The sequence below is a fragment of the Streptomyces sp. AcH 505 genome (assembly GCF_000818175.1).
GTDB lineage: Bacteria > Actinomycetota > Actinomycetes > Streptomycetales > Streptomycetaceae > Streptomyces.
The window spans coordinates 4345058-4349027 of record NZ_JTIY01000001.1; the positions used below are offsets into that span (position 1 = coordinate 4345058).

Consider the following 3970-nt stretch of genomic DNA (forward strand, 5'->3'; position numbering starts at 1 on the left):
CGGCGCCGCCTTCGCGGCCCTGGACGACTTCACCCTGGCGACGCCGAGCCTGGAGGACGTCTATCTCGCGCTCGGCGGACGGACGAAGGGGCTGGTCAAGGCATGACCGACGACAGGAGCAGTGGCAGGTGAGCATCGTGCCAGCGGAGGCCGTGTCCGGACGGGCCGACCCGGCCGCCAAGACCCGGGGTGAGCCGGCCAGGTCCGTACCCGCGCCGCTCGCCCCGCGCGCCAGGCTGCTGCCCTCGCTCGCCGCCGTCTACCGGGCGCAGCTCTCCCGGGCCCGGGTCGCCCGGATCCCGCTGCTGTTCGTCGCGACCTTCCAGTCCGTCGGGATCATGGTCCTGATGCGGGGCGTCGTCGAGGGCGGCTCGGAGGCGCGCGCCGTCGTCGCGGGGGCGAGCGTGCTCGTCGTCGCCTTCGTCGCGCTCAACCTGCTCGCCCAGTACTTCGGCCAGCTGCGGGCGAGCGGCGGTCTCGACCACTACGCCACCCTGCCGGTGCCGCCCGCCGCCGTCGTGCTCGGCGCCGCCGGCGCCTACGCCTCCTTCACCGTGCCGGGCACGGTCGTCACCGCTCTCGCCGGCAGCGCCATGTTCCAGCTGCCGCTCGCCCATCTGTGGATCCTGCTCGCCGTCGTCCCGCTGTCCGGCGCCGCCCTGTCCGGCCTGGGCGCCGCGTGCGGGCTGCTGGCACCCCGGCAGGAGATCGCCACGCTGCTGGGCCAGCTCGGCATGTCGGCGGCGCTGCTGCTGGGCGTCCTGCCCGCCGACCGGCTGCCCGGCCCGGTCGGCTGGCTGCGCGATCTGCTGCCTTCGACGTACGGCGTCGAAGCGCTCGCCCGTTCGTTCGACCCGCATCCGGACTGGTCGGCCGTCTGCATCGACCTGGGCGTGTGCGCCGGCGTCGGTGTCGCCTCGCTCGCCGTCGCGACGTGGGCGTACCGGCGTGCGGCAGTCCGGTGAGGCGCCCTTCGAACAGGCCTGGCACGATGGCACAGTGACCGCTCCTCTGACGCCGCCGCACCAGCCGCCGCCGAATCAAGACCCCTGGCAGATGCCGCAGGCCGGCGCTTCGCCCTACGCGGGGGACAAAGCGGAGGAAGGGCCCGATATGACCAAGGAGCTGCGCCAGGCCGCCGTGGTGTTCGCCGCGACCGCCGTGTCCGGCGTGCTGCTGGGGCTGCTGTGGCTCTGGCTCGCGCCGCGTATTCCGCTGATCTCCGACAACACCGCCGTCTTCCTCAAGGACACCGAGGGGGAGGAGGCGATCGGCGCCGACGGAACGTTTGTCCTGCTCGCCCTGGCCTTCGGCCTGGTCACCTCGGCGCTGGTGTTCTTCTTCCGCAGGCGCGGCGGCGTCCCGCTGGTCGTGGCGCTGGCGCTGGGCGGGCTGCTCGGCGCCGTCATCGCCTGGAAGGTGGGCGGCTGGCTCGGCCCCACCTCGGACGTGGTGGCGCACGCGCGCGCGGCGGGCAAGGGCGTCACCTTCGACGCGCCGCTCGAACTGAACATGAAGGGCGCGCTGCTCGCCTGGCCGGTCGCCGCCATGGTCGTCCACCTGGCGCTGACGGCGCTGTTCGCGCCGCGCGACCCGGAGCCCGACTGGGGAGCGATGTACGCCCAGCCGCAGAGCGGCGGCGCTGACGGCGGTACGGCGCAGCAGAACGGCCACCAGGACCGCCCGGGACCCGCCGACCAGGCGTGGGGCGGGCCCGACAACTAGGTCCTGCCCGGCCGGTCTTCGCGGGCCCGCGACGCCTGGCACGGCACCTCGCCGCGTTGTCGGACCGATCCCCGTACAACCACTACGGGGATGATCCTCCGCCTTGCGATGCACCGCACCGGACGCCGCAGGCTGATCCGCGAAGACCGGCCGGACAGGACCTGGCTCAGCCGGCGCGGCCGATCGGGGCCAGGACCGCCGACGTCAGCGCCGCCAGGTCGGCGGGCGCCAGCTCGACCTCCAGGCCGCGGCGGCCCGCCGAGACACAGACCGTGGGATGGCCGGCCGCCGAGGCGTCCAGCACCGTACGCAGCCGCTTGCGCTGCCCGAGCGGCGAGATGCCGCCCCGTACATAGCCCGTGGTGCGCTCGGCCGCCGCGGGGTCGGCCATCGCGGCACGCTTGCCGCCGACGGCCGCCGCCAGCGCCTTGAGGTCCAGCGAGCCCGCCACCGGTACGACGGCGACGGTCAGCTCGCCGTCGACGTCGGCGACCAGCGTCTTGAAGACCCGCTCGGGGGAGACGCCCAGCGCACGCGCCGCCTCCTCGCCGTACGAGGGCGACGCCGGGTCGTGCGCGTACTCGTGCAGGGTGTACGCGGTGCCCGCCGCGGTCAGCGCGACCGTCGCAGGGGTGCCGCCCGCTTGTTTCCTGGCCTTCTTCGCCATCGGTTCCCGTACGTCGGTCGGAGTCGGTGAGCCGGTCGCTGCCGGGGGGTCAGTCGGAGTCGGTGGGTCAGTTGGGGTTGGTGCGGGTCTGCGTCAGCTCGGCGGCCGGCAGTGACGGCAGATGCCGGATCACCGCCGTCTCGGCCCGCAGCAGTTTCAGCTCCTGGCGCAGCCGGTCCGCCGTGTCGTCCGCTTCGAGCAGCCGCTGCTTCGTCGGGATGTCCAGCACGGCCGCCGCCGCGACCAGGTACGACACCACGGACGGCTCGTCCGGCAGCTCGGTCTCCGTGGAGAGGGTGCGCTCCCTCGCCCCGGCCAGCCGCTTCTGATAGCTCTGGAAGGCCCGCAGCACCCCCTCGGCGAGCGCGCCGGCCCCTTCGCCCTCCTCCTCCGGCAGCTCCTCGACTTCGGCCGTCAGGAAGGCGCCGCCGGCCTCGACCGACAGGAGCCGCACCCGGGTGGTGCCGGTGACGACCACCTCGAAGGTGCCGTCGGGGCGTTCGCGGATCGTCGCGGCGTCGGCGACGCACCCCACGGGATGGAACGCGTCGAGCGGTTCGGGGCCGAACCCTTCGGCGGGACCGCGTTCGGGCACGGCCGCCTGGTCCGGCATGCCGGAGGCGGTCGGCGCCAGTTCGCGCCCGTCGCGGATGGCGACCACGGCGAAGCGCCGTCCCTCGGACTCGTCGGTCTTCAGCAGCTCACGCATCAAGGCGCGGTAGCGCTCCTCGAAGACGTTCAGCGGCAGGACGAGGCCGGGGAACAGCACCGCGTTCAGCGGGAAGAGAGGGAGGCGAGCGGTGGTCACAACGGTCAAGCGTAATGGCCGCGGGCGCCTCTCCGGTCTGCGCGGCCGCGCAAAGGCGTCGCCGAGGCCACCTGGATCCGCAGACCGTCCCGCGTTTCCAGGAACTGACCCAGCGGATCGTCGGTGAAACACGTCCACGGGAAGGACGTCGCGTGCGGTCCGATCAGCCGGAACTGCTCCAGCGCCTCCGCCCATCTGCCGCGCGCGAGCAGGACGTACGCCAGCAGGTTGCGGACCTCGGCCGGCCACGGATCGGCGGCCTCGTACCGGGCCGAGACGGCGACGGCGAGATCGGCTGCCCGGTCGATCCGGTCCGCCTGTACGGAGGTCGGGGTGCCGCTGAGCAGCTGGGTGAAGGCGGCCCTCACCGGCAGCGCCTGTACCAGCGATCCGGGCAGCGCGTCCTGCGCGGCCTGCTCGGCGAAGTCGAAGCACTCGCTGTGCGAGCCGTACCACTGGGCCGACAGGTAGAGCAGGGCGGCGACATGGACGCCGTAGTGGTGCGAGGCGCGCCGCACCGCCTGTTCCCACAGCGACTCGAAGGCGGTGTGCGGCGCGTGCGTGCCGCGCGCGTGGTCCAGCGCGATGCGCCAGGGCACCGGGTCGCGCGGGTCCGCCTCGGCCGCCGCGTCGATCAGCGGGCCGCTCTCGCGCAGCCGCTCGGCCCTGGCCGGTGACTCCCAGGCCCTGCGGACCGTCAGCTCGGCCATGACGACGAGCGCGTCGGGATCGCCCGGCGCCGCGCGCAGCCAGGCGGCCAGCCACTCGTC

The 3970-nt window shown here is 74.0% G+C and carries 5 protein-coding genes and 1 pseudogene; 3 read left to right on the forward strand and 3 right to left on the reverse strand.

All coding sequences use genetic code 11. From position 1 onward, the window contains the following. The 3 genes and pseudogenes from HY68_RS45300 to HY68_RS19880 all read left to right on the forward strand — a co-directional run. Window positions 1-106: pseudogene (locus HY68_RS45300) on the forward strand (ABC transporter ATP-binding protein); the annotation flags it as partial. A 31-nt stretch (window positions 107-137) separates the two neighbouring features. Beyond that, entirely contained in the window at window positions 138-965 is an 828-nt protein-coding gene (locus HY68_RS19875; protein ID WP_241778780.1) for an ABC transporter permease, read from the forward strand. Between the two features lie 34 nt (window positions 966-999). Further along, window positions 1000-1725 (forward strand): hypothetical protein, encoded by a 726-nt coding sequence (locus HY68_RS19880; RefSeq protein ID WP_198533310.1) that lies wholly within the window; start codon window positions 1000-1002, stop codon window positions 1723-1725. 166 nt (window positions 1726-1891) lie between these two features. Here the strand turns inward: HY68_RS19880 and ybaK are convergent, their stop codons facing one another. The 3 genes from ybaK to HY68_RS19895 all read right to left on the reverse strand — a co-directional run. After that, a complete protein-coding gene (gene ybaK / locus HY68_RS19885; protein ID WP_041990745.1) occupies window positions 1892-2392 on the reverse strand; it encodes a Cys-tRNA(Pro) deacylase in 501 nt (166 codons plus the stop codon). A gap of 67 nt (window positions 2393-2459) precedes the next feature. Then, window positions 2460-3200 carry an LON peptidase substrate-binding domain-containing protein gene (locus tag HY68_RS19890; RefSeq protein ID WP_041990747.1) on the reverse strand — a complete coding sequence of 247 codons (741 nt, stop codon included), beginning with the start codon at window positions 3198-3200 and terminating at the stop codon, window positions 2460-2462. Window positions 3201-3205: 5 nt separating this feature from the next. Next, window positions 3206-3970 (reverse strand): hypothetical protein (locus tag HY68_RS19895; RefSeq protein WP_041990749.1); only part of this gene is annotated, 765 nt, incomplete at its 5' end.

Bases quoted from the DNA above. Each gene is read 5' to 3' on its own strand.
- ybaK (WP_041990745.1), bottom strand. From the start codon at position 2,392: ATGGCGAAGAAGGCCAGGAAACAAGCGGGCGGCACCCCTGCGACGGTC.